Source organism: Glycomyces mayteni (genome assembly GCF_042428885.1).
Lineage (GTDB): Bacteria > Actinomycetota > Actinomycetes > Mycobacteriales > Micromonosporaceae > Glycomyces > Glycomyces mayteni.
The window spans coordinates 1288872-1313916 of sequence record NZ_JBHMBP010000001.1; the positions used below are offsets into that span (position 1 = coordinate 1288872).

21 protein-coding genes are annotated in these 25045 nt (G+C 71.9%); 8 read left to right on the top strand and 13 right to left on the bottom strand.

What is annotated here, in order from left to right:
* Positions 1–70: 70 nt before the first annotated feature.
* The 4 genes from ACFFXY_RS05935 to deoC all read right to left on the bottom strand — a co-directional run bounded on the left by ACFFXY_RS05935 (position 71) and on the right by deoC (position 4213).
* The gene (locus tag ACFFXY_RS05935; RefSeq protein ID WP_382346943.1) at positions 71–871 is read right to left on the bottom strand and encodes a SatS C-terminal domain-containing protein; all 801 of its coding nucleotides are present in this window, start codon (positions 869–871) and stop codon (positions 71–73) included.
* A gap of 141 nt (positions 872–1012) precedes the next feature.
* Positions 1013–1885: an aldehyde dehydrogenase family protein gene (locus ACFFXY_RS05940; protein WP_382346946.1), complete on the bottom strand. Its 873-nt coding sequence runs from the start codon at positions 1883–1885 to the stop codon at positions 1013–1015.
* Entirely contained in the window at positions 1878–3296 is a 1419-nt protein-coding gene (locus ACFFXY_RS05945; protein WP_382346949.1) for an aldehyde dehydrogenase family protein, read from the bottom strand. The genes ACFFXY_RS05940 and ACFFXY_RS05945 overlap by 8 nt, the downstream gene beginning before the upstream one ends.
* A gap of 2 nt (positions 3297–3298) precedes the next feature.
* Positions 3299–4213: a deoxyribose-phosphate aldolase gene (gene deoC, locus ACFFXY_RS05950; protein ID WP_382346952.1), complete on the bottom strand. Its 915-nt coding sequence runs from the start codon at positions 4211–4213 to the stop codon at positions 3299–3301.
* Positions 4214–4307: 94 nt separating this feature from the next.
* Between deoC and upp the strand changes: the two genes are divergently transcribed.
* On the top strand, positions 4308–4940 hold the full coding sequence (upp, locus tag ACFFXY_RS05955; RefSeq protein ID WP_382346955.1) for a uracil phosphoribosyltransferase: 633 nt from the start codon (positions 4308–4310) through the stop codon (positions 4938–4940).
* Between the two features lie 47 nt (positions 4941–4987).
* Here the strand turns inward: upp and ACFFXY_RS05960 are convergent, their stop codons facing one another.
* Positions 4988–6661, bottom strand: a complete 1674-nt coding sequence (locus ACFFXY_RS05960; protein ID WP_382346958.1) for a phospho-sugar mutase — start codon at positions 6659–6661, stop codon at positions 4988–4990.
* A gap of 56 nt (positions 6662–6717) precedes the next feature.
* A complete protein-coding gene (locus tag ACFFXY_RS05965; protein ID WP_382346961.1) occupies positions 6718–8673 on the bottom strand; it encodes a serine/threonine-protein kinase in 1956 nt (651 codons plus the stop codon).
* Positions 8674–8855: 182 nt separating this feature from the next.
* On the opposite strand from ACFFXY_RS05965, the gene ACFFXY_RS05970 reads away from it, so the two are divergent.
* Together ACFFXY_RS05970 and ACFFXY_RS05975 are read left to right on the top strand one after the other, a co-directional pair.
* Complete coding sequence (locus ACFFXY_RS05970) at positions 8856–10442, top strand: acyl-CoA mutase large subunit family protein (protein ID WP_382346963.1); 1587 nt, start codon at positions 8856–8858, stop codon at positions 10440–10442.
* A gap of 536 nt (positions 10443–10978) precedes the next feature.
* A complete protein-coding gene (locus ACFFXY_RS05975; RefSeq protein ID WP_382346966.1) occupies positions 10979–12169 on the top strand; it encodes an amidohydrolase in 1191 nt (396 codons plus the stop codon).
* Between the two features lie 253 nt (positions 12170–12422).
* On the opposite strand, the gene ACFFXY_RS05980 is transcribed toward ACFFXY_RS05975, so the two are convergent.
* On the bottom strand, positions 12423–12866 hold the full coding sequence (locus tag ACFFXY_RS05980; RefSeq protein WP_382346968.1) for a gamma-glutamylcyclotransferase family protein: 444 nt from the start codon (positions 12864–12866) through the stop codon (positions 12423–12425).
* A 63-nt stretch (positions 12867–12929) separates the two neighbouring features.
* Here ACFFXY_RS05980 and ACFFXY_RS05985 point away from each other — a divergent pair, with 63 nt between their 5' ends.
* Entirely contained in the window at positions 12930–14315 is a 1386-nt protein-coding gene (locus ACFFXY_RS05985; RefSeq protein WP_382346971.1) for an NAD(P)H-quinone dehydrogenase, read from the top strand.
* A gap of 58 nt (positions 14316–14373) precedes the next feature.
* Here the strand turns inward: ACFFXY_RS05985 and ACFFXY_RS05990 are convergent, their stop codons facing one another.
* The 3 genes from ACFFXY_RS05990 to ACFFXY_RS06000 form a co-directional block, all read right to left on the bottom strand.
* Entirely contained in the window at positions 14374–15381 is a 1008-nt protein-coding gene (locus ACFFXY_RS05990) for an L-type lectin family protein (protein ID WP_382346974.1), read from the bottom strand.
* A 151-nt stretch (positions 15382–15532) separates the two neighbouring features.
* Positions 15533–16288 (bottom strand): ABC-2 transporter permease, encoded by a 756-nt coding sequence (locus tag ACFFXY_RS05995; protein WP_382346977.1) that lies wholly within the window; start codon positions 16286–16288, stop codon positions 15533–15535.
* Positions 16285–17016, bottom strand: coding sequence for an ABC transporter ATP-binding protein (locus ACFFXY_RS06000; RefSeq protein ID WP_382346980.1), 732 nt, complete (start codon positions 17014–17016; stop codon positions 16285–16287). The genes ACFFXY_RS05995 and ACFFXY_RS06000 overlap by 4 nt, the downstream gene beginning before the upstream one ends.
* A 109-nt stretch (positions 17017–17125) precedes the next feature.
* Between ACFFXY_RS06000 and ACFFXY_RS06005 the strand changes: the two genes are divergently transcribed.
* Both ACFFXY_RS06005 and ACFFXY_RS06010 read left to right on the top strand, forming a co-directional pair.
* Entirely contained in the window at positions 17126–18169 is a 1044-nt protein-coding gene (locus ACFFXY_RS06005; protein WP_382346983.1) for a sensor histidine kinase, read from the top strand.
* 88 nt (positions 18170–18257) lie between these two features.
* A complete protein-coding gene (locus ACFFXY_RS06010) occupies positions 18258–18914 on the top strand; it encodes a response regulator (RefSeq protein WP_382346986.1) in 657 nt (218 codons plus the stop codon).
* Here the strand turns inward: ACFFXY_RS06010 and ACFFXY_RS06015 are convergent, their stop codons facing one another.
* The 3 genes from ACFFXY_RS06015 to ACFFXY_RS06025 all read right to left on the bottom strand — a co-directional run bounded on the left by ACFFXY_RS06015 (position 18915) and on the right by ACFFXY_RS06025 (position 23117).
* Positions 18915–20351 carry a GuaB1 family IMP dehydrogenase-related protein gene (locus ACFFXY_RS06015; RefSeq protein WP_382346989.1) on the bottom strand — a complete coding sequence of 479 codons (1437 nt, stop codon included), beginning with the start codon at positions 20349–20351 and terminating at the stop codon, positions 18915–18917.
* 184 nt (positions 20352–20535) lie between these two features.
* Complete coding sequence (locus ACFFXY_RS06020) at positions 20536–22278, bottom strand: acetyl/propionyl/methylcrotonyl-CoA carboxylase subunit alpha (RefSeq protein ID WP_382346992.1); 1743 nt, start codon at positions 22276–22278, stop codon at positions 20536–20538.
* Between the two features lie 164 nt (positions 22279–22442).
* Positions 22443–23117 carry a PadR family transcriptional regulator gene (locus ACFFXY_RS06025; protein WP_382346995.1) on the bottom strand — a complete coding sequence of 225 codons (675 nt, stop codon included), beginning with the start codon at positions 23115–23117 and terminating at the stop codon, positions 22443–22445.
* 153 nt (positions 23118–23270) lie between these two features.
* Here ACFFXY_RS06025 and ACFFXY_RS06030 point away from each other — a divergent pair, with 153 nt between their 5' ends.
* The gene (locus tag ACFFXY_RS06030) at positions 23271–24239 is read left to right on the top strand and encodes an ATP-binding cassette domain-containing protein (protein ID WP_382346997.1); all 969 of its coding nucleotides are present in this window, start codon (positions 23271–23273) and stop codon (positions 24237–24239) included.
* A gap of 2 nt (positions 24240–24241) precedes the next feature.
* Positions 24242–25003: an ABC transporter permease gene (locus tag ACFFXY_RS06035; protein WP_382347000.1), complete on the top strand. Its 762-nt coding sequence runs from the start codon at positions 24242–24244 to the stop codon at positions 25001–25003.
* Positions 25004–25045: the final 42 nt, after the last annotated feature.

Sequence of the window (25045 nt, forward strand, 5' to 3'; positions counted from 1 at the left end):
CCGCGGCGGCTCGTGAAATCGGACTCGGCGGCCATCGGAGTGTGGCCGTTCGGCTGAGTGGGGACGCGCCCTATCCGCGCCATTCCACATGGTCGTTGATCTTGGCGATGACGCCGCGCCAGGCGATGGCCGCCTGCTGCGCGTCGTTGCGCTTGAGGCGCCGCTTCGCGAACTTGCCCTTGAGGCCGCCGTCCACGACCACGCGGAACGTCTCGTCCAGGTCGTCGAGGGGCGATCCCGGTGCCAGCGCGGCGATCACGGAGTCGTTCTTGAGCGCGTACCCGAGGTCGCGGCCGACCTCGGCGGCCTTGATGAGCAGCTCGGGCTCCCACGCGTCCTGGCCGCCGCGGAGGTTGGCGACGACGAGGTCGAGCTCGTAGGTGTCGGCTTCGTCACAGACGATGTCGTCCTCGGACACGCGGTCCTTGAGGTCGGCCCACTCCTCGATCGCGGCGAGGTCGTGGTCGTCGTTGTCCCTGACGTACGCGACGAGCGCGGCGGGCTCGCGGAAGACCAGGAGCTTCCCCTTGCGCGTCAGGAAGACCGGGACCTCTTCGGGGGCGGCGTCGAGGGCGTCCTCGTCGTCGTCCTCCTCGGCCTCGGGCTCGTCGTCCTCGAAGTCGGCGGGGTCGGGCTCGTCGGCGTCGGGGTCCTCGGGGACGGCGTCCTCGGCGTCCTCGTCGTCGTCCTCCGGCTCCTCCTCGGCCGCTTCCTCCTTCTCCGGTCCCGGCAGGGTGTCCGACATCCGGTAGGCGCGGAGGGTGTACCCCGAGTCCTTGCCCAGATGGAGTTCCACCGGGTCCACCCCGGTCTCGTTCCAGAGCTTCTCGGTGTCGGCACCGCGCTCCGGCGCGTCAGATTCGGCCGCCATGTCGCGTCCCTCCCGTAAGTCGTCTAGCTGGGGAACAGCCTACGACGCAAGGGCGCGCCCCATCGCATCCGGTGTGCGCTTTTCTTTGTGGATAGCGACGGGGCCCTTTCCGCGGTGGCGGAAAGGGCCCCGGATCGATCACTAGTACGCGCCCCCGGCGCCCGCGGCCATCCCGGCCGGGTGCCACACGGTCTTGTACTCGGTCCACTGCCGCAGCAGGTCGAGGGCGTTCCCGCCCTTCCCGGGGCGGCGCACGACCTTGAGGGTCTCGGCGGCCGCGGCCTCCAGGGAGGCCGCCAGGTCCGCGTCGGCGCCGGTCAGGTCGAGCCCGTTGACGTCGGCGTGGGACGCCAGGTGCGGCGCGACCTCGGCGGCCTTGCCGCTCAACAGGTTCACCACTCCGCCGGGCAGGTCGGAGGTCGCCAGGACCTCCCCGAAGCTCAACGCGGGCAGGGGCTTCGCCTCGCTGGCGAGGACGACGACGGTGTTCCCGGTGGCGACGGCGGGCGCGATGACCTCGATGAGGCCCAGGAACGGGTCGTCCTGCGGGGCGAGGACGGCGATCACGCCGAGCGGCTCGGGGGTCGTGTGGTTGAAGTACGGCCCGGCCACGGGGTTCGCGCCGCCGAGCACGGACGTGTACTTGTCGGTCCAGCCCGCGTAGTGGACGAGCCGGTCGATCGCGGCCTCGACGGTGCCGAGCGCCTCGTGCGGCTCGGCGCCGGTGGCGTCCGCGAGCTCCTCGGCGAACTGGCCGGCGCGGCCTTCGAGCATCTCGGCGGCCCGGTAGAGGATCTGCCCGCGCAGGTACGCGGTCTGCCCCGCCCAGGGCCGCTGGGCCTTGCGGGCGGCGGCGACGGCGTCGCGGGCGTCCTTGCGGCTGGCGAGCGCGGCGTTCGCCAGCTCGGTCCCGTCGGGGCTGCTCACCGGGTAGGTCCTTCCGGACTCGGAGCGGGGGAACTTCCCGCCGACGTACAGCTTGTAGGTCTTCTTGACCTGGAGTCGATCAGACATCGAGGTACGCCTCCAGTCCCTGGCGGCCGCCTTCGCGGCCGTATCCGGACTCCTTCAGGCCGCCGAAGGGGCTGGCGGCGTCGAACTGGTTGAACGTGTTGGCCCACACCACGCCCGCGCGCAGCCGCTCGGCCGCCCACAGGATCTTGGAGCCCTTCTCGGTCCACACCCCGGCCGAGAGGCCGTAGGGCGTGTTGTTGGCCTTCGCGATCGCCTCGTCGGGGGTGCGGAACGTGAGGACGCTGAGCACGGGCCCGAAGATCTCCTCCTGCGCGATCCGCATGGACTGCTGGACCCCGGTGAACACGGTGGGCCGGAACCAGAAGCCGTTCTCGGGCAGGTCGCAGGCGGGCTGCCACACCTCGGCGCCCTCGCCGCGCCCGGCCTCGGTGAGGGCGGTGATGCGCTCCAGCTGCTCGGCGGAGTTGATGGCGCCGATGTCGGTGTTCTTGTCGAGCGGGTCGCCGACCCGCAGCGTGGAGACGCGCTCCTTGAGCCGCGCCAGCACTTCGTCGGCGACGGACTCCTGCACGAGGAGCCGCGACCCGGCGCAGCACACGTGCCCCTGGTTGAAGAAGATGCCGTTGACGATGCCCTCGACGGCCTGGTCGATCGGGGCGTCGTCGAAGACGATGTTGGCGGCCTTGCCGCCCAGCTCCAGGGTGACCTTCTTCTTGGAGCCCGCGACGGCCTTCGCGATCGCCCGCCCGACGGCGGTGGAGCCGGTGAAGGCGACTTTGTCCACAGGGCTGTTGACAACCGCGGCGCCAGCCGCACCGGCGCCGGGGAGGATGTTGACGACGCCCGCGGGCAGGTCGGCCTCCTGGCACAGCTCGGCGAACATCAACGCAGTGAGCGGCGTGGTCTCGGCGGGCTTGAGCACCACCGTGTTCCCGCACGCGAGCGCGGGCGCGATCTTCCACGCGAGCATGAGCAGCGGGAAGTTCCACGGGATGACCTGGCCGACCACGCCCAAGGGCTTCGGGTCGGACCCGAGCCCCGCGAACTCCAGCTTGTCGGCCCATCCGGCGTGGTAGAAGAAGTGCTGCGCGGCGGTCGGGACGTCGAAGTCGCGGGTCTCCTTGATGGGCTTGCCGTTGTCGAGGGACTCGGCGACGGCGAACTCGCGGGCCCGCTCCTGGAGGAGCCGGGCGATGCGGAACAGGTACTTGCCGCGCTCGGCGCCGCTCATCGGCCCCCACACGGTCTCCTGGGCGCGGCGGGCCGCGGCGACGGCGCGCGCGACGTCCGCTTCGCCCGCCTCGGCGACGGTGAAGAGGACTTCCTCGGTGGCGGGGTTGACGGACTTGAACACCGCGTCACTGTCGGTGAACTCGCCGTCGATGAAGAGCCCGTAGTGCTCTTTGATGTGGGGCCGCACCGACTCGGGCGCGGGGGCGTACTCGAACATGGCTAGTCCACCGTCACGTAGTCGGGGCCGGAGTAGTGGCCGGTCTTGAGCTTCTGGCGCTGCATGAGCAGGTCGTTGAGGAGGCTGGACGCGCCGAAGCGGAACCAGTGGTTCGAGAGCCAGTCGTCGCCGAGGACCTCGTTCACGGTGACGAGGTACTTGATCGCGTCCTTGGTGTTGCGGATGCCGCCCGCGGGCTTGACGCCGACCTGGACGCCGGTGGCGGCCCGGTAGTCGCGCACGGCCTGCATCATCAGCAGCGTCACCGGCAGGGTCGCGTTGACGCCCACTTTGCCGGTGGAGGTCTTGATGAAGTCGGCGCCCGCGTACATCGCGAGCCACGAGGCCCGGCGCACCGCGTCGTAGGTGGCGAGCTCGCCGGTCTCCAGGATCACCTTGAGCCGGGCCTCGCCGGACGCGGCCTTGACGGCCTTGATCTCGTGGAAGACCCGTTCGAGGTCCCCGGCGAGGAACGCGCCGCGGTTGATGACCATGTCGATCTCGTCGGCCCCGGCCCGCACCGCGGACTCGGTGTCGGCGAGCCGCACGTCGAGGGGGACCTGTCCGGCGGGGAACCCGGTCGCGACAGACGCGACGAGCACGCCGCTGCCCGCGAGGGCCTCCTTGGCGGTGGCGACCATCGACGGGTAGACGCAGACCGCGGCGGTGGCGGGCGCGTCGCCGTCGGGGCGCACGGCCTTCGCGGCGAGCGAGCGGACCTTGCCGGGGGTGTCGGCCCCTTCGAGGGTGGTGAGGTCGATCATGCTGATGGCGAGGTCGATGGCGTGCGCCTTCGACGTCGTCTTGACCGAGCGGGTGGAGAGCCCCGCCGCGCGCGCTTCGAGGCCCACCGCGTCGACGCCCGGGAGGGCGCGGACGAGGGACGCGGCCTCGGCGCCGCTCAGAATTGATCCCATGACCCGATCGTATCCGTATCTGTCAGACGCGTGAATCAGACTGTGGTGACCAGCTCACATTAGCGCGGCGAACTGGGCGTTAAGGTTATGAACCGTGGATGTCAAGATCGTCGAACACCCGCTCGCCGCCGAACGGCTCACCGCCATGCGCGACGAGCGCTCGGACTCACCGAGGTTCCGGGCCGCCCTGCACGAGCTCACCATGATGCTCGTCTACGAGGCCACGCGCGACGTGGCCGTCGCCGAATACGAGATCAGGACGCCCGTCGCCAAGGCGAAGGGCTTCCGGCTGGGGAACCCGCCGCTCCTGGTCCCGGTCCTGCGCGCCGGGCTCGGCATGGCCGACGCCGCGCAGGCCATGATCCCCGACGCCTCCATGGGCTTCGTCGGCCTCGCCCGCGACGAGGAGACGCACGAGCCCTACGCCTACATGGAATCCCTCCCGGACGACCTGGCCGGACGCCACGTCATCGTCCTCGACCCCATGGTCGCCACCGGCGGCTCGCTCCTGCGCTGCTGCGAGATGATCGCCTCCCGCGGCTGCACGGACATCGACCTGGTCAGCGTGCTGTGCGCGCCCGACGGGATCGCGCGCCTCGAAGCCTCCGGGATCGCGATGCGCATGACCACCGCCGCGGTCGACCCCGAACTCAACGAGAAGGCCTACATCGTCCCCGGTCTCGGCGACGCCGGCGACCGCCAGTTCGGCGCCTACCGCCGCTTCTAGACGAAGCAAAAGGGGGCCGCATCCCGCGGCCCCCTTCTGCGTGTCCTCTAGTGCGGGACGCCGAGGATGCCGGCGACCTCCGCGCGCAGCGCCTCGACGCCCGCGCGGGCCCGCTCGCGGGCCGCGGTCAGGTCGCCGCCGGTGTCCTCGCGGACCTCCAGGTACGCCTTGAGCTTCGGCTCGGTCCCGGACGGGCGGCACACGACGCGGGCGTTGGCCGTCGTCACCGTGACCACGTCCGCCTCCGGGAGCCGGTCGAGGTAGTCGGTGACGGGCTCGTCCAGCAGCGACGCGGGACGGTTGGCGCGCAGGCGCTTCATGCACGCGGCGATCTCGCTCAGGTCCTCCACGCGCACCGACAGCTGCCCGGTCTCGTACACGCCGAACTCCTCGGCGAGCTCGTCCAGGCGGTCCTGGAGCGTCGCGAACCGGGCGGCCTGCCCGGCGGCGATCTCGGCGACCACGAGGGACGCGGAGATGCCGTCCTTGTCGCGCAGGAACTGGGGCGCGACGCAGTACCCGAGGGCCTCCTCGAACGCGAACGCCAGGTCCGGGCTGGTGCGGGCCAGCCACTTGAAGCCCGTAAGGGTCTCCATGTAGGCGTGGCCGCGCCGCTCGCACATGGCCTTGAGCTGCGTGGAGGAGACGATCGTGGTCGCGTAGGTCCCGGTGCGGCCCTTGCGCATCCAGTGGTCGGCCAGGAGCACGCCGACCTCGTTGCCGGAGAGCTGGCGCCAGCCGCCGTCGCCGGTGGGGACGGCGACCGAGCAGCGGTCGGCGTCCGGGTCCAGCGCCAGCGCCACGTCCGCGCCCTCCTCGGCCGCGAGCGCCTTGAGCAGGTCGATCGCGCCGGGCTCCTCCGGGTTCGGGAACGCCACGGTCGGGAAGTCCGCGTCGGGCTCGGCCTGCTCGGGCACGAGCGTCGGCGCCCCGAACCCGGCCCGCTCCATGGCCTTCACCAAGGTGGCGCCGCCGACGCCGTGCATCGGGGTCGCGACGGAGGCGAGGCGCTTGGGGTCGTCGGGGTCGACGACGGAGGCGACGGCCGCGAGGTACGCGTCGAGGACGGTCCCGTCGAGGGTCTCGCCCTCGTCGCCGAGGGGGATCTCCGAGAGCGGCCCGAGCGCCTCGATGGCGGCCTCGATCTCGGTGTCGGCGGGCGGGACGATCTGCGCGCCCGCGCCGAGGTCCCCGCCGAGCTCGCGGCCCAGGTACACCTTGTAGCCGTTGTCCTGCGGCGGGTTGTGGCTGGCGGTCACCTGCACGGCGGCGGCGCCGTCGAGGTGGGTGACGGCGAACGCGGTCACCGGCGTCGGCAGCGGGCCGGGCAGGAGCAGGGCCCGGCGGCCCGAGCCGGTGACGACGCGGGCGGTCTCGACGGCGAAGTCGCGGGAGCCGTGGCGGGCGTCGTACCCGATGACGACGGGCCCTTCGGCGCCCTTGGCGTCCAGCCAGTTCGCGAGCCCTGCGGCGGCGGCGCGGACGACGGCGAGGTTCATCCCGTTGGGGCCCGCGCGGAGCGGGCCGCGCAGGCCCGCGGTCCCGAACTTCAGGCGGCCGGAGAAGCGGTCGGCGAGTTCGGCGGTGGTCCCGGGGAGGCCGTCGAGGAGCCGGTAGAGCTCGTCGCGGCCGGCCTTGTCGGGGTCGTCGGTGATCCACTGGAGCGCTTCGGCTCGCAGCGCATCAAGGTTCGCGTCGATGGCTGGCGCAGAGTCGGTCATGGGGAAATGGTCGCATATCCGCAGCCTGGGAGACCGGTGTTGCGGACGGTGTGGCCTCAGCCGGTAGCGAACGAGGAGGCGGCGGTGTCGTACACCCCTTGTGATAGGTCCCATGTGTCCGCGTCGCCGGACACGAAGATCCCGAACGTGGTGCCGTCGCCGGCGTCCACGATCGCCCACACCGAGTGCCGCTCGGCGCCGGTGTCGTCGAGGTTCGTCCCGGTGTACTCCAGGACCGCGCCGCTCATGCCGCCGATCTCGGTCTCCTCCAGGCGGACCCGCTCCAGGTCGGTCATCTCGGCGCCGAGGCCGTCGAAGTAGTCCGACAGGTAGCCCTCGGGATCGCCCGCGCCGCGGTCGGAACCGGAGTAGAACCGCACCCACTGGGTGTCGTCCTCGGGGTTGAAGAACGACACGGAGTCGTCGCCGCCCTCGCCCTCGGACCAGTCCTTCGGGTAAGCCGCGGAGAAGCCGTCCCCTTCGTACACGGTGGTCTCGAACGGCGCGGCGCCGTCGTCGCCCTCGGGGGACTCGCCCCCGCCCTCGGGCGACTCGCCGCCGCCGTCGGATGCGCTGTCGCTGGTCCCGGGGTCCTCGGCGCCCGACCCGCCGCCGTCCTCGCCGGTGAGGAGCTTGTAGGCGCCCCAGCCGAGGACGAGCACGAGGAGGATGCAGATCGCGATGACCGCCCCGGACTTCCACGGGTTGCCGCGCTCGGGCTCGGGTTCGGCCTCCCGCACACGCGGGCGCGGGCCCGTCGTGGACGGCGGCCCCTCCTGGTAGCCCTGGTCGGGGCGGTAGGGCGGCGACTGGTGGCCGGGCCCGCCGGGGCCCGCGAACTGCCCGGAGAGCAGCGTCTGGAGTTCGTGGCGCACCTCGGGGAGCTGCATGCGCTGCCCCGGGTCCTTCGCGAGCATCCCGCCCAGCAGCGGCGTGAGCGGCCCGGCGTTGCGGGGGCTCTCCGGCGGCTCCTGGACGACCGCGCGCATCGTGGAGACGGCGTCGCCCCGGTCGAACGGCGGGCGCCCCTCGACGGCCGCGTACAGGGTCACGCCGAGGCTGAACACGTCGGAGGCGGGCTCGGCCGGGTGGCCCACGGCCCGCTCGGGCGCGATGTAGTGCGCCGAGCCGAGCACCTTGCCCGGGGTCGTGCCGCCCGAGACCTGGTGGAGCTGGGCCGCGCCGAAGTCGGAGAGGACGCAGCGCCCGTCGGTGGAGATGAGGACGTTCCCGGGCTTGACGTCGCGGTGGATGATCCCCGCGTCGTGCGCCGCCTGGAGGGCGCCCACGAGGGCCAGGCCGATCTTCGCGGCGACGCGCGGCTGGAGCGGCCCGTCCTGCGAGAGGATCTCGGCGAGGCTCCGCGACTGGAGCAGCTCCATGACGATCCACGGCAGGCCGCCGTGCTCGACGACGTCGAACACGCGGATCACCGACGGGTGCGACAGCCCCGCCGCGATCTGGGCCTCGCGTCGGGACCGGTCGATGAGCTGGACCCGCTCGTGCGGCGGCAGGTCCGGGGGCAGGAACACCTCTTTGAGGGCCACTTCGCGGCGCAGCACCGTGTCGGTCGCGCGCCACACGGACCCGTTGCCGCCCTTGCCCACGAGGTCTTCGAGCCGGTACCGGTCGCCCACCAGGTCGCCGGGGCGGGCCCGGTTCGCGGGGCCGCCGGGGCCCGGAGGGCGCTGGCCCGGCTCGCCGCCGACGGCGAAGGACTGGCCGAGGTTCCCGTAGTTGCCGTACGAGGAGCTGTGCCGGTACGAGGAGTCGCCGTAGGAGTCCCCGCCGTACGGGTCGCGGTTGTAGCCCTGCTGGCTCGACGAGTACGGGTCGGAGCCCGTGAACCTCCCGCCCAGGGACGGGTGCGGGTCGCGCCGGGGCTCCGAGCCGTACGGGTCGCCTTGGCGGCCTTCGGACTCGGGGGAGTACCGAGGGGACGGCACCGGGCCGGATCGGGGGTCCTCATAGGCGCCGGGACCACCGCGACCGTAGTCAGATGAGTACGTCATGCAACCACTCCTCGCGAGGGATCCCCCCTAGTCTGCCGCGTCCCGGCCACCGGTGCGGGACCGGGGATACACAAGTGATCCTCGGTCACGGCCCGGGCGCGGCGCTGGGCCAGGTGCGCGAAGGCGCCGCCGGGGGGCGCACTGCTTCCCGGAGGCGCGGTTCACCACCTAGGATGGCAGCCATGCAGTCGTCACCGCAAGGCCGCGACGGGATCGAGATCCGACCCGTCTACGGCCCCGCCGACGCCGCGGACGATCTGGCGGAGCGGCTCGGCGAACCCGGGTCCTTCCCCTACACGCGCGGCGTCCACCCGACCATGTACACCTCCCGCCCCTGGACGATGCGCCAGTACGCGGGCTTCGCCACGGCCGCCGAGTCGAACCGCCGCTACCGGGACCTCCTGGCCGCGGGCACGACCGGCCTGTCCGTCGCGTTCGACCTGCCCACCCAGATGGGCTACGACTCGGACGCCCCCGAGGCCGCCGGGGAGGTCGGCAAGGTCGGCGTCGCCGTCGACTCCGTGGCCGACATGCGGACCCTCTTCGCGGACATCCCCCTCGGCGAGGTCTCCACGTCGATGACGATCAACGCGCCCGCTGCCGTGCTGCTGCTCCTGTACCAGCTCGTCGCCGAGGAGCAGGGCGTCGACCCCGCCGCGCTGCGCGGGACGATCCAGAACGACATCCTCAAGGAGTACATCGCCCGCGGGACGTACATCTTCCCGCCCGCGCCCTCCCTGCGGCTCGTCGCCGACACCTTCGCGTACTGCGCCGCCGAGCTCCCGCAGTGGAACACCATCTCCATCTCCGGCTACCACATGGCCGAGGCCGGGGCGACCCCCGCACAGGAGCTCGCGTTCACGCTCGCCGACGGCATCGAGTACGTCAACTGCGCCCTGGACGCCGGGCTCGACGTCGACGCGTTCGCGCCGCGCCTGTCCTTCTTCTTCGTCGCCCGCTCCACGCTCCTCACCGAGGTCGCGAAGTTCCGGGCCGCGCGCCGCATCTGGGCCCACGTCATGCGCGACCGCTTCGGCGCGAAGGACCCCCGCTCCATGCGGCTGCGGTTCCACACCCAGACCGCCGGGGTCGAGCTCACCGCGCAGCAGCCGGAGGTGAACCTCGCGCGCGTCACCGTCCAGGCGATCGCCGCCGTCCTCGGCGGCACCCAGTCGCTCCACACCAACGCCTACGACGAGGCCATCGCGCTGCCCACCGACGCCTCCGCGCGCCTGGCCCTGCGCACCCAGCAGGTCATCGCCGCCGAGACCGACCTGACCGCCACCGTCGACCCCTTCGCCGGGTCCTACGCCGTCGAGGCCCTCACCGACGAGGTCGAGGCCGAGGCCCTGCGCCTCATCGACGCGGTCTTCGCGCACGGCTCCGCCGTCGCCGCCATCGAAGAGGGCTTCCAGAAGGGCGAGATCGAGCGCAGCGCCTACGAGACGGCCAAGCGCATCGACTCCGGGGAGCAGACCGTCGTCGGCGTCAACAAATACATCCTCAACGGGGACGAAGCCCCCTATTCACCGCTCAAAGTGGACCCCGCCATCGAGGCAGCGCAGGTTGACCGCCTCGCCGCCCACCGCGCCGGGCGCGACGCCGCGGAGCTGGAAGCGGCCCTCGCCGACGTGAAGGCCGCCGCCGCCGGGACCGCGAACGTGCTCTACCCGCTCAAGCGCGCCCTCAAGGCCGGGGCCACCGTCGGCGAGGTGTGCACCGCGCTCGCCGCCGAATGGGGCCGCCACGTCCCCGCCGACAACTGGTGACCGAACGGACCCGGACCGGTGAACGCACATCGCGTCTGTCGCCGGAATGCCCTCGCGGGGAAAGACTCGGTGCGGACGCGTCATCGAACGGCGACGCGTCCGCCGTCTGTTCAAAAGTCGGATCTCGGCCGTAACTTATCGGCCCGGCAAGCGTTATGCCTTATGACGGCAGGTTCGGCCCACAGGGCCGTGACCGGCTGTCGCGCGGCCGTGACCCCGGGCTCGCCACGATGAACCCGGACGCGGCCGCCGGGCGTCGCAAATCACGGCGCTAGCCGCAACGGAGCGCGATCGGATTAAGCTTGCCGGATCGCACTCCATTGGCTTTGATCCTCGAACGCGAATTGCGAGGCGCGAAGGAAATGCACACGCTCACTGCGGAGAAAGTCGTCGAGATGGGTACCGCCACGAAAGCCAATGAGCCGCTGCCGAGTGCCGTCGCACCGGAGTCCTGTCTCGTGGTACCCGCCGCACTGCCCTCGTTCGACACCGCAGCCGGGAGCGCTGTTTCCGGCACCACCGCTTCGGAGCAGGTCATGTCCACATCGCTGCCGGACTTCCTCGACGCCTGGCTGGACGCCCACGCGCACGAGGTCGTCGCGGCCCGCCGCCACATCCACGCGAACCCGCGCCTGTCGCGCCAGGAGCACGACACCGCCGACTACGTGGCCGCGCGGCTCCTCGAAGCCGGGCTCCAGCCCCAGATCATCCCCGACGGCACGGGCCTGACCTGCGACATCGGCACCGGCGACCGGGTCATCGCGATCCGCGCCGACATGGACGCCCTGCCGATCCACGACCCGAAGCAGGTCCCGTACCGGTCCACCGTCGACGGCGTCTGCCACGCGTGCGGCCACGACGCGCACACCGCGATGCTCCTCGGCGTCGGCCGGGTCCTCCACGAGCTGGAGGCCCGCGAGGGCCTGCCCGGGCGGTTCCGCCTGGTGTTCCAGCCCTCCGAGGAGCAGTTCCCGTCCGGCGCGCCCACGATGATCAAGTACGGGGCGCTCACCGACGTCGACGCGATCTTCGCGTTCCACTGCGACCCGCAGTTCCCGGCCGGGAAGGTCGGCGTGCGCAACGGGCCCCTGACGGCCGCGTGCGACGTCATGGAGGTCCGCATGAAGGGCCGCGGCGGCCACACGTCCCGCCCGCACCTCACCCACGACCTCGTGAACGCCATCGGCCGCGTCGTCGTCGACGTCCCCGCGCTGGTCAACCGCCGCCTCGACCCGCGGCAGTCCGTCGCGATCGTCTTCGGCGCCGTCCAGGCCGGTGAGGCCGCGAACGCGATCCCGCAGGAGGCCCTCGCGCGCGCCACGGTCCGTGTCCACGGCCGCGAGACCTGGGACATGATCCCGGACCTGGTCCAGGAGGTCACCCGCTCCGTCGCCCGCGCCTCCGGCGTGGAGTGCGAGATCGACTACCGCCGCGGCGTGCCGCCGGTCGTCAACGACCGCGCCGCCTCCGCGATGTTCGCGGGTGCGGCGGCCGCCGCGCTCGGCCCGGACGCCGTCGTGGAGGCCCCGATGTCCATGGGCGGCGAGGACTTCGCGTACTACCTGGAGCAGATCCCCGGCGCCATGGCGCGCCTCGGGGTCGGGCGCCCGGGGGAGCGGCTCGACATCCACCAGGGCAACTTCGACATCGACGAGGACGCCCTCTCGCACGGCGTGCGCGTCATGACCCACACGGCCCTGGCCGCGGCGCAGAGCCCGGCGTTCTAGACGCAGACAAGGGAGCGGGCGGGCGCTATGCGCCCGCCCCGCTGCCGTGTCCGGGCCGCCGGTCGGCGGAAAGTGAACGGAGCGTCCGGGGCAAATCGGACACCGGGGGACCCCCGTTTTCAACGCTATCCGCGAGGTGCGACACCGTCGCCAGCGCGGCGAACGTGAACGGAGGGTCCGGGCAAAACGGACATCCGAAGCGCCCCTATCCGAACCGTATCCGGTAGGGGCGACATGTGGTGGTGAGCTGCGGCTACTCCGCGGTCGGGCGTTTGCGGAGGGCCTCGACGTAGTCCTGGGGGGCTCCGGCGGCCTCGGCGGCGCGGAGGATCTCGTCCAGGTACCACTGGGAGGGCAGGCCGCCCTCGAAGCCCTCGAAGACGTAGAGCCACACCTGGCGGTTCGCCTCCAGGGTCGCGGCCTGGGAGTGCATCTTGCGGTAGAGCTTGGAGTTGAAGCCCTCCAGCTCGTCGAGGACCTGGCGGTCGGCCGGGTCGAGGTCGTAGAGCGACACGAAGACCCGCTCGCCGGGGGCCTCGACCACCGTGGCGACCGCGGACTCCCAGCCGAGGTCGGCGCCGCCGAAGGTGAGTCGCCAGCCCTCCAGCCAGCCCGTGCCCACCAGCGGCGACCGCGGGCAGGTCGCGCGCATGCGGGCAGGGTCGAGATTCGAGCCATACGCGGCATAGAGATGCACGACTCGAAGATACCCTTAAACCTGCCCGCACTGAAGCATCCCGAACACCGAAAGGCGCGCCCCGTGGCACGAGTAGCGATCATCGGCGGAGGCCCGGCCGGGTACGAGGCCGCCCTCGTGGCGGCCCAGCTCGGCGCCGACGTCACCCTCATCGAGGCCACGGGCGCCGGCGGGGCCTGCGTCCTGTCGGACTGCGTCCCCTCGAAGACGTTCATCGCCGCCTCCAACGTGCTCACCGAGATCCACGAATCCGCCGAGCTCGGCGTGGCGGCCAAAGAGGCCTCGACCGACCCCGTCGCGGTCAACGGCCGGGTGCGCCGCCTCGCCACCCAGCAGTCCGCCGACATCGCCCAGAAGCTCGTCAACCAGGGCGTGAACATCGTCTACGGGCGCGGCGCCCTGCGCGTCGACAAGGGCTACAACTACGTCCACGAGCTCCACGTGGTCCCTCTCGAAGGAGAGCCGTTCGACGCCGACGCCGACGTCGTCCTCATCGCCACCGGCGCCACCCCCCGCACCCTCACCTCCGCCCCCGTCGACGGCGAGCGCATCCTCACCTGGCGTCAGCTCTACGACCTCAAGGAGCTCCCCGAGCACCTCATCGTCGTCGGCTCCGGCGTCACCGGCGCCGAGTTCGCCTCCGCGTACCTCGCCATGGGCTCCGAGGTCACCCTCATCTCCTCCCGCGACCGCGTCATGCCCCACGAGGACGCCGAGGCCGCCGAGACCGTCGGCCGCGTGTTCGTGCGCCGCGGCATGGACGTGCGCAACCACTCCCGCGCCGCCGCGGCCCGCCGCACCGACACCGGCGTGGAGGTCGAACTCGACGACGGCACCGTCATCGAGGGCAGCCACGCGCTCATCTGCGTCGGCTCGATCCCCAACTCCGACAACCTGGGCCTGCACGCCTACGGGATCACCGTGGACGAGCGCGGGTTCATCCCCGTCGACAAGGTCTCCCGCACCAACGTCCCCGGCGTGTACGCCGCGGGCGACGTCACCGGCGTCCACGCCCTCGCCTCGGTCGCGGCCATGCAGGGCCGCATCGCGATCTGGCACGCGCTCGGCGAGGCCGTGCGCCCCATCAAGCTCGCCCACGTCGCCGCGAACGTGTTCACCGACCCGGAGCTGGCCTCCGTCGGCGTCACGCAGGCCGACGTGGACTCGGGCAAAGTGGACTGCCGCGGGGTCATGCTGCCGTTCGCGTCGAACCCGCGCGCGAAGATGCTCGACCGCACCGAGGGCTTCGTGAAGCTGTTCGCGTGGAAGTCCTCGGGGATCGTCGCGGGCGGCGTCGTCGTCGGTTCGCGCGCCTCCGAGCTCATCACGCCGATCGCGCTCGCGGTGGAGCAGCGGCTCACCGTGGAGCAGGTCGCGCGGACGTTCACGATCTACCCGTCGCTGTCGGGCTCGGTCGCCGAGGCCGCCCGCCAGCTCATGGAGTTCTAGCAGGCGACGCGAAAGGGGCCCGCGCCGTCTCGGCGCGGGCCCCTCTTTCATTGGTTCCCTAGTCGACGAAGGTCTCGACGCGCAGGTGGCGGATCAGGTGGACGTCGGTCGCGCGGCCGGTGGAGGCCGCGAAGCCGATCTTGAACGTGTCGGGCGCCGCGAACGGCACCTCGGACTCCAGGACCCGGGTCCAGCCCGCGCCGTCCTGGAAGTCGATGTCGACGGTGACCTTCGGGTGATCGCCGTCGCCGACCTTGAGCTTCACGAGGCGCTTGGCGTCGGCGAGCGTCTCCGAGCGCAGGCTCTCCGGGAAGTCCGTCCCGTAGATGTCGCCGCCGGTGTACTCGCCGATCTTCTCGTCGGTGGCGGTCGTCGCGAGCAGGCAGTAGCCCTCCTTGCCCTGGCCCGGGCCGCGCAGCGCCACGTTGTCGGGCGCCTTGTTCGTGTTGACGCTCAGGTAGGACGGGGCCCGGTAGTCCTCGGGGCAGCCGACGCCCCGGCCCTCGGTGTCGGCCGAGAAGTTGCCCCAGGCGTCGAGGCCGAGGCCCAGGTAGCCGCCGTCGACGCCGTCGAAGTTCTTGTTCTGCGCGTAGCCGAGGCTGCCGCCGAGGGCGCCGGACTCGGTGAGGTCGGTGTCGCCGTCCACGAGGAAGAACGAGATGCCGTCGGCGCCGGTGCCGCCGTACTGGTACTGCGCGAACGTGACCTCGATGCCGCCCTTGTTCGGGAGCGCCTTGTTCAGGAACGCCGCGCCGCTGTTGTACTCGCTGGCGTCGGTGAGCTGGAGGTACCCGGGCGTCTTGCCCGCTTCCGGGACCGGGCCGGTGGCCTGGTCCGCGCAGGAGTCGAAAAAGTTCGTGCCGAGGATCTCGGTCGCGCCGGTCAGGCAGGCGTCGATCGAGACGGCGTCGGCCGGGACGTTCGTGCCGTCGTCGGTCATGGGGGCGGTGAACAGCAGTTTCTTGGTGAGTTCTTCCGCTCCCTGGGCGCCTGCGGTCGCGGGGATCGCGGCCAGGGCGGCGGCGAGCAGCATCGAGCCTGCGCCGAGGATGGCAATGCGTTTCACTGGTGCTCCTTCGTTCCTGTCGCGCGACCTCAGTGACGGGCCGACTACAGAGCGAAGTTATATGAGAACGGTGCGCGAAGTGGGGATCTTCCCTCAATTGGGGACGGTCCACAAGGGCGCGGGACGGCTCCGGCCGCCCCGCGCCCGCCGTTCAGGCGTCCCTGCGGCGCATGGCGATCCACCCGCCGACGAGCGCGGCGGCCGTCCACAGGACCAGGATCGCGATGCCCTCCCAGGGGCCGTAGTCCCGGCCGAAGCGGTCGTCGCCGGGCACCGTCAGGTGCATGATGACCATGCCGACCTGGTCGGGGAAGTACTGCACGACCGGCTGGATCGCCGGGAGGTTCCCCAGGCCCTGCGAGCCCAGGAACAGGATCGGCAGCAGCACCGACAGCGCGACCACCGTGCTGCGCAGCATGACCGCGACGGCCGCGGTGAACAGGCCCAGCAGCGTGAGGTGGAGCCAGCCGCCGAGGAGCGCCTGGATCGTCCACCACTGGTCCAGCGGCGCGGCCGCGTCGCCGATGACGAGCCGCACGAGCGTGTACGAGACGGACTCCACGAGGAGGGCCGCGGCCGCGAGGGTGAGGCCGATGACGGTCATCTTCGCGGCGTAGAAGCGCCCGCGCGAGGGCACGGCCGCGAGCGAGGTGCGGATCGTGCCCGTGGAGAACTCCGAGCCGACGGTGGCGACCGCGAACGTCACGAGCACGAGTTGCCCGGTGAGCAGCCCGAAGAAGATCGGGAGGACCGCGTCCTCCTTCGGGCCGTCCGGCGAGAAGCCGCGGGCGATGAGGAGCGCCAGGCCGAGCGCGACGAGCGCGAACAGGCCCAGGGTGATCGCGGTGGACCGCACGGAGCGGACCTTCACCCACTCGGCGGACGCGGCCTGCGTGAACGCGCTCATCGGGTCCCTCCCGCGCGGTACTGGACCGCGTCGCTCGTCAGGCGCATGAACGCCTCCTCCAGGTTCGATCCGGAGTGCGCGGCCACGAACTCCTCGGTGGACAGGTCGGCGAGCAGGCGCCCGCGGCCGATGACGACCAGATGCGAGGCCGTCACCGCCATCTCCGACATGAGGTGGCTGGAGACGAGGACCGTGCGGCCCTCGCCCGCGAGGCGCTTCGCGAGCGTGCGGATCCAGATGACGCCCTCGGGGTCGAGGCCGTTCACCGGCTCGTCGAGGATGAGCACCTCCGGGTCGCCGAGCAGGGCCGCGGCGATCCCGAGGCGCTGCTTCATGCCCAGGGAGAACGTGCGGGCCGCCCTCCCCGCGACCTCGGTCAGGCCGGTCTCCTCCAGGACCGCCGCGACCCGGGCGCGGCCGAGGCCGTTGGACCTCGCGATCCACGTCAGGTGCTCGCGGGCCGAACGGCCCGGGTGCAGGTCGCCCGCCTCCAGGAGCGCGCCGACGACGGTCACGGGCCGCTCCAGGGCGGTGTAGGGGCGGCCGCCGACGAGCGCGGTCCCGGCCGTGGGCCGGTCGAGGCCGAGGATCATGCGGATGGTGGTGGACTTGCCCGCGCCGTTGGGTCCGAGGAAGCCGGTGACGCGGCCCGGCTCCACGGTGAAGGTGAGACCGTCGACGGCCGTGCCGCCGCGGTACCGCTTGGTCAGGTTGTGGACTTCGATCACGCCGCCAACGTACGGACGCCGAAGGGCGGCAGGGGAGTCCCCGAAAGTCGCCCGCCGGCGCGACGAAAGCGGACGGCCGGGCCCGGTGCCGGGTGCGTACCCTGGCCGCATGAGAGGTCTCCTTGCGGCGGTCGCGGTCGTCCTGGTCGAGTTCGCGGTGTTCGCCATGATCCCGACCGGTCCCGTCCCCGCGGGCGTCCTCGCGCTGCTCGCCGCCGCCGTCGTCGTGGCCCTGTGGCAGCGGTACCGGCGCGCGGAGCGCGAGCAGGAGGCCGCGGTGAACGAGGAGCGGCTGCGCCTCGCCCGCGACATGCACGACCGGATCGGCCGCCGCCTCGGCCTCGCCGCGGTCCAGGCCGCGGCCCTCGAAGTCCGCGAGACCGACCCCGAACGCCGCGCCGAGGCCCGCCGCGTCGGCGACTCCCTCCGCGGGGCCGTCGAGGACCTCCACGGTCTCGTCGCGGTCCTGCGCGGCGCGGACGAAGCGGCTGATGTCGACTTCAACGCCGCCTTCGACCACGCCGCGGCCGCCTCGCTCGCGGCCCGCTTCATCGAGGCCGGCGCCCGCGTCGAGTTCCGCCAGCGCGGCGAACCCGGCCCGTTCACCGCGGCAGGGTCGCGCGCGGCCTACGCGGTCCTGGAGGAGGGCCTGGCGAACGCGGCGAAGCACGCGCCCGGGACGCTCGTGGTCGCGACGGTGGCGTGGGAGGACGACGCGCTGCTGGTGACGGTGGAGAACCCGCTCCCGGGGGTTGCCTCGGCTCCCGCTCCCGACACGGCCTTTGGCCCCGATCTCGCTTCCGCCTCCGGCCCGGAATTCGCCTCCGGCTCCGGCCCTGACGCCGCTGCCGGTGTCTTCGGCTCGGCCGACGCCGCGGCCGTCAGTGCCGTCCCCGCCGCGGCCGTCCCCGCCGCGGACTCGGCGCTCCCGCCGCTCGCGGGCGGGCATGGGCTCACGGGCCTGCGCGAACGCGTGGACGCCGCCGGGGGCCTGCTCGACCACCGGGCCGAGAACGGCCGGTTCCGCTTGAGCGCCATGCTGCCCCGCGCCCGGGAGCCGAAGGTGGCCCGGCGGGTCAAGGCCGCCGCGTTCGCGACGCTCGTGCTCCTGCTGGTGCTCGTGCCGCTCACGTCCGTCGCGGGGGTCCGATGACCGGCCACGCCCGTCCCGTTCGCGTCGGCCGTGGGGGACCGACGCTCGCAGCGTCCGTCGCGCGCACTTCAGCAGCCTCGGCGGTCCGATGACGGCCGCGCCCGCGACCTCGGTCCTCATCGCCGACGACGAGCCGCTCGTGGTCGAGGGGGTCCGCACGGTCCTCGAAGCGGCCGGGTTCCGCGTCGCGGCCACCGCCAACGACGGCCGCGCCGCCGTCGCCGCCGCCGAGCGGCACCGCCCTGACGTGGCGCTCCTGGACCTGCACATGCCGGGCCTCGGGGGCCTCGCGGTCGCCGAGCGGCTCGCCGCGGCCTCGCCGCTGACCCGGGCGCTCGTGCTCACCTCGTTCGGCGACCAGGCGAACGTGCTCGCCGCGGTGGAGCGCGGCGCGGCCGGGTTCGTGCTGAAGTCGTGCACCCCTGAGGAACTGGTGACCGCGGTCCGCGCGGTCGCCGCCGGGGAGGCGTACCTCTCGCCCGCGGTCACGCGCATGGTCCTGGGCCTGGTCGCCCCCGAAGCGGCCCCGCGCCGCAGGGACGCGCTCGCCCGCGTCGACCGCCTCGCGGCGCGCGAGCGCGAGGTCCTCGACCTGCTCGCCGAGGGCCTCCCGAACGCCGAGATCGCCGCCCGCGCCCACATGAGCGAAGCCACCGTCAAGACCTACGTCAGCCGCGTCCTCGCCAAACTCGGCTGCACGAACCGCGTCCAAGCGGCCCTCCTCGCGAGGGACGCCCGGAGCTGACTACCAGCTGGAGGGGACCGGGGCGCCTTCGGTGTAGCCCGCGGCGGACTGGACACCGACGGCCGCGCGCTCGTAGAACTCCTCCAGGTTGGTGGCGCCCGCGTAGGTGGCGGCGGAGCGGATGCCCGCGACGATGGAGTCGAGGAGGTCCTCGACGCCGGGGCGCTGGGGGTCGAGGTACATGCGGCCGGTGGAGATGCCCTCCTCGAACAGGGCCTTGCGGGCCTGGTCGAAGGAGGTCTCGCCGGCGCTGCGGGCCTTGACGGCGCGGGCCGAGGCCATGCCGAAGGACTCCTTGTACGGCTTGCCGTTGGCGTCGTAGTGCATGTCGCCGGGGGACTCGTGGGTCCCGGCGAACCAGGAGCCGATCATGACGTTGGAGGCGCCCGCGGCGAGGGCGAGGGCGACGTCGCGGGGGTGGCGGACCCCGCCGTCGGCCCACACGTGGCGGCCCATGTGGCGCGCGGTGGCGGCGCATTCGAGGACCGCGGAGAACTGGGGGCGGCCCACGCCGGTCATCATGCGGGTGGTGCACATGGCGCCGGGGCCGACGCCGACCTTGACGATGTCGGCGCCCGCGTTGATGAGGTCCATGGCCCCTTCGGCGGTGACGACGTTCCCGGCGGCGACGGGCAGGTGCGGGGCGGCGTCGCGCACGAGCTTGAGCGCGTCGAGCATCTTCTCCTGGTGGCCGTGGGCGGTGTCGACGACGATGACGTCGGCGCCCGCCTCGACGAGCTGCGCGGCCTTGCCGGTGACGTCGCCGTTGATGCCGATGGCGACGGCGACGCGGAGCTTCCCGTCGGCGTCGGTGTTGGGCCGGTAGATGGTGTTGCGCAGGGCCCCGGCGCGGGTGACGACGCCGTGGAGGCGCCCGTCGGCGTCGAGGACCGGCGCGAGCTTCACGTTGGTCTCTTCGAGGACGCGGAACGCCTCGGCCTCGGTGGTGCCGATCGGGAGGGTCACCAGCCGGTCGGAGGCGACCTGCTCAAGCTGCGTGAACCGGTCGACGCCGCGGCAGTCGGCCTCGGTGACCACGCCGAGGGGGCGGCGCTCGGAGTCGGTGACGATGACCGCGCCGTGCGCGCGCTTGGGGAACAGGGCGATGGCCTCGGCGACCGTCGCGGTCGGCGGGAGGGTCAGGGCCGCGTCGCAGTCGAGGGGGCGGGACTTGACGCGGGCGATGACGTCGGCGACGACGTCCGCGGGGATGTCCTGGGGGATCACGGCGAGCGCGCCGCGGCGGGCGAGCGTCTCGGCCATGCGCCGGCCCGAGACCGCGGTCATGTTGGCCGCGATGATCGGGATCGAGTTGCCGGTGCCGTCGTTCGTCGAGAGGTCGACGTCGAGGCGGGACGCCACGTTCGACCGGTTCGGGACCATGAACACGTCCGAGTAGGTGAGGTCGTGCTCGGGCTGGCGGTCGATGAAGCGCATGGCGAGGCCCCCTGTAGGGAGTGGTCGAGGTCCGGCGGCCGAGTAACCGCCGCCGGGTACCCTAACCCGTTTCCGGTCGTGAAATGCAGTGCTTGTGGTGCTACGCACAGCACTGACCATTGTCCCCCGCGGGATGCCGGGTTGTAAGTCTTGGACCCGACAGATCCGTTACGGTCTCGTGGCGCTACTCGGAGATGCGGCAGATCTGGGCGCCCGCGGCGACGACGTCGCCGATGCCGATCTCCAGGCCCGAGACCGTCCCGGACTTGTGCGCCTCGATGGGCTGCTCCATCTTCATGGCCTCCAGGACCACGATCGTGTCGCCCTTGACCACGGACTGGCCCTCGGAGACGGCGACCTTCACGATGGTGCCCTGCATCGGCGAGGGGAGCGCGTCGCCGCCGATGGCGGGTCCGCCGTCGGCCTGCTTCTTCGCGGCGCGCTTCTTCGGCTTGCTGGACGCCACCGGGTTGAGGAGCCCGGCCGGGATCGACACTTCGAGGCGCTTGCCGCCGACCTCGACGACGAGGCTGGTGCGCTCCTCGGCGTCGCCGTTCCCGGCGCCGCCCGCGGTGTAGGGCTCCAGCGTGTTGTCCCACTCGGTCTCGATCCACCGGGTGTGGACGGTGAAGTCCTCGGCGAACGCCGGGTCCTCGACGACGAGGCGGTGGAACGGGAGCACCGTCGCGATGCCCTCGACCTCCATCTCGGCGAGGGCGCGCGCGGAGCGGCGCAGGGCCTCCTCGCGGGTGGCGCCGGTGACGATGACCTTCGCGAGCAGCGAGTCGAAGTTCCCGTCGATGACGGACCCCTCCTCGATGCCGGTGTCGACGCGCACGCCGGGCCCGGCCGGGAGGCGCAGCTTCGCGACCGCGCCCGGGGCGGGCAGGAACCCGCGGCCGGGGTCCTCGCCGTTGATGCGGAACTCGATGGAGTGGCCGCGCGGCGCGGGGTCCTCGGTGACGGGGACCTGCTCGCCGGAGGCGATGCGGAACTGCTCGCGGACCAGGTCGAGGCCGCTGGTCTCCTCGGAGACGGGGTGCTCGACCTGGAGGCGGGTGTTCACTTCGAGGAAGGAGATGGTGCCGTCCACGGCCACGAGGAACTCGACCGTGCCGGCGCCGTGGTACTCGGCCTCCTTGCAGATGGCCTTGGCGGCGCTGTGGATGACGGCGCGCTGCTCGTCGGTGAGGAACGGAGCGGGGGCCTCCTCCACGAGCTTCTGGTGGCGGCGCTGGAGCGAGCAGTCGCGGGTGCCCACGACGATGACGTTCCCGTGCGTGTCGGCGAGGACCTGCGCCTCGACGTGGCGGGGCCGGTCGAGGTACCGCTCGACGAAGCACTCGCCGCGCCCGAACGCGGCCTCGGCCTCGCGGACCGCGGACTCGAACAGGTCGGGGATCTCCTCGCGGGTGCGGGCGACTTTGAGGCCGCGCCCGCCGCCGCCGAAGGCGGCCTTGATCGCGACGGGCAGGCCGTGCTCGTCGGCGAACGCGAGGATCTCGGAGGCGTCGGCGACGGGGTCCTTGGTGCCGGGCACCAGGGGCACGTCCGCCTTCATGGCGAGGTGCCTGGCGGTGACCTTGTCGCCGAGGTCCCTGATGGACTGCGGGGTGGGGCCGATCCAGGTCAGCCCGGCGTCGTTGACGGCCTGGGCGAACTCGGCGTTCTCCGAGAGGAACCCGTACCCGGGGTGCACGGCATCCGCCTCGGACCGCTGCGCGATCTTCAGCAGCTTGTCGATCCGCAGGTAGGTGTCGGCGGCGGTGAGGCCGTCGAGGGCGAACGCCTCGTCGGCCAGGAGGGTGTGGGGGGCATCGCGGTCGCCGTCGGCGTAGACGGCGACGGACTCGAAGCCGGCGTCACGGCAGGCCCGGATGACTCTCACTGCGATCTCGCCGCGGTTGGCGATCAAAACCTTGCGCACGTCCCGCAGTGTAGTTGCCGGGTATCCGGGACCGGGAGGACCACGAGACGCAAGGCCCGGAAGAACCGGCACGAACCGGACTGTTTTTAGAGGGTCTCCATAAGACGGGTTGTCGATTTTTTAGAGTGATCTGTTAAACGATCGTTCAGGGGCGCCCCGGGCGGTCACTTCCCGGTCCCCTCCCGCCACATCGCCACCTGCTCCACGAACTTGTCGCCCTGGATCGACTCGCGCCAGTACTGCGCCTGCTGCGCATCGAGGTCGGGGCCGAGTTCGAGGTCGCCGGACTCGATCCGCTCGGCGGTGTGCTCGCACCACTCGGCGTCCACAGCCCACAGGTCGGCCTGGCGCTTGATCATCGCCCGCGCGTGGGCCGGGACGAACGACCCGGCGTTCGCCTCCTTGAAGTCGGAGGTCGTCGCCGCGAGCACCTGCGTGACGGTCTCGACGCGCTCGTACAGCGTCTCGGCCCGCTGCCTGAGCATCGCGATGTTCTCGGCCGGGCTGAGGACCTGCGCGAACGTCCACGCGGTGTGGAACGGGTCCTCGGAGGCGGAGACCTCCCACAGCTTCTCGCGGAGGGTCCGCTGGAACTCGGCCTCGCCCTTGGCGGTGACCTTGTACGTGGTGCGCGCGGGCCGCGCGTCGACCGACTCGGTGCCGACGACCTCGATGCTTCCGTCGGCGGTGAGCCGCTTGAGCGCGTGGTAGATCGAGCCCGCGCCGATCTCGGACACGCCGGGCAGCCGCCAGGAGTCGAGCTCCCGGCGCACGAGGTAGCCGTGGACGGGGCCGAGCCACCTGACCAGGCCGAGGACAAGCAAGCGCGTGCTCCACATGCCGACCATGGTACTTCAACGTTGACTATGCCGCTACGGACACCGAAACCGAGTTGCAGTCGTCTCAGGGGAGTGGTTATAGTCAAACTTGAACAAGGAAACAGGTTCATCCAACACCGTCCACTGAACCCGTCCACCACCCGTGAGGTACCAATGCTCATCGAGACCAAGGGGCTGAAGAAGACCTTCAAGTCCCGCGGCAAGGAGGTCGAGGCCGTGCGCGGCGTCGACCTCGCCGTCAAGGAAGGGGAGGTCTTCGGCCTCCTCGGCCCCAACGGCGCCGGCAAGACCACCACCATGCGGATGCTCTCGACCCTCATCGAGCCCACCGAGGGTCGGGCCGTCGTCTGCGGCCACGACCTCGCCAAGCAGTCCGCCGCCGTCCGCCGCGACATCGGCTACGTCGGCCAGGAGGGCGGCACCTGGGGCGAGGTGACCGCCCGCGAGGAGCTCGTCATGCAGGGCCGGCTCTACGGCATGACCAAGAAGCGCGCCGCCGTGCGCGCCGCCGAGGTCCTGGAGGCGTTCCAGCTCACCGAGTTCGCCGACCGCAACGTCAAGACCTACTCCGGCGGCCAGAAGCGCCGCCTCGACATCGCGCTCGGCATCATGCACGAGCCGAAGCTCCTGTTCCTCGACGAGCCGACCACGGGCCTGGACCCGCAGTCGCGCGCCCACATGTGGGACGAGGTGCGGGCCCTGCGCGAGCGCGGCACCGCGATCTTCCTCACCACCCACTACCTCGACGAGGCCGACGCCCTGTGCGACCGGCTCGCGATCATCGACCACGGCGAGGTCGTCGCCGAGGGGACCCCGCTCGAACTCAAGAAGGAAGTGGCGGGCGACGTGGTCGCCATCGGCATCGTCGGGGCCGCCTCCGAGGCGGTCGACCTCCTGGGCGCCAAGGACTTCGTCCGCGAGATCGAGGCGGGCGAGGCCGACCCGGCCACCGGGGTCGCCACGCTCCGCATGTACGTCGACGACGGCGCCGCCGCCCTGCCGGAGCTCCTGCGCTCCCTCGACGGCAAGGACATCGCGCCCGCGTCCATCGAGCTGCACCGGCCCAGCCTCGACGACGTCTTCCTGAAGCAGACCGGCCGGTCCCTGCGAGAGGAGGCCTGACCATGAAGGCACTGCGCGACACCTGGCTCGTCTACTCCCGGGCGATGAAGCTCAACCTGAAGCAGCCGGTCTGGCTGGTGGTCATGCTCATCCAGCCGCTGTACTTCCTGATCTTCTTCGCCCCGCTCCTCAACGGCCTCGACGGCGCCCCCGGGTTCGAGGCCGGCGCGATGGAGACCTTCGTCCCCGGCCTCATCATCATGATGGCCCTGTTCGGGTCCACCTTCGTCGGCTTCGGCCTCATCGCCGAACTCCGCGCGGGCGTCATCGAGCGGATGCGCGTCACGCCCGTCAGCCGGGCGGCGCTCCTCATCGGGCGGACCCTGGCCACGGTCACGACCACGATCATCCAGGCGCTCATCCTGGTCGGGCTCGCCGCCCCGATCGGCGGCCTGAGCATCTACTGGCCGGGCGTGTTCCTCATGCTCGGGATCATCCTCCTGACCTCGTTCATGCTCGGCGCGCTCTCGTACGGCGTGGCGATCGTCCTCAAGAGCGAGGACACGCTCGCGCCGGTCCTGAACACGTTCGTCCAGCCGATCATGCTGCTCTCGGGCATCATGCTCCCGATGGCGCTCGCGCCGCAGTGGCTCCAGAACGTGGCCGACTTCAACCCGTTCTACTACGCGGTCGAGGCCGCCCGCTCGCTCTTCGAGGGCGACATGGGCGCGAACGCGATCTGGCAGGCCGCCGCCTACATCGGCGCCCTCGCCATCCTCCTCGTCTGGTGGGCGACCCGGAAGTTCGCCCGCGCCGTGGCATAGCACCAGGAAACCGGAAACCGCCGCGAACCGTGAGGTTCGCGG